Genomic DNA, 250 nt, shown 5'->3' with positions numbered 1-250 from the left:
GAGGCGAGCCGTCAGGGCGACGGCGGCGGCACCCGTCGCCTCGTCCTCGATGATCCCCATCTCGGGGGCGAACATGCGGGAGCGGATGGTGCCCTCCGCCTCGTCGATCCAGGCGTAGGCGTAGTGCTGGCCGGACGGGAAGGCGAACGGGTCGAGCGCGTCCACGTCCTCGGGGGACTGCAGCTCCAGCCACTCGAACTCCGGCGTCCACTCGGGCCGCGCGGTGATCCACGCCAGGTCGTCGTCCACC

At 72.0% G+C, this 250-nt stretch carries 1 protein-coding gene; it reads right to left on the bottom strand.

The window, feature by feature from the left end:
- Positions 1 to 250: PhzF family phenazine biosynthesis protein (locus SB773_RS33605; RefSeq protein ID WP_410594792.1), on the bottom strand; the 250-nt coding region annotated here is incomplete at both ends.

Source organism: Bacillus sp. SIMBA_074, from assembly GCF_046534555.1.
Lineage (GTDB): Bacteria > Bacillota > Bacilli > Bacillales > Bacillaceae_G > Bacillus_A > Bacillus_A mycoides.
Note: the sequence above shows the minus strand (reverse complement) of the source record. Positions and strands in the feature narration are given on the sequence as shown.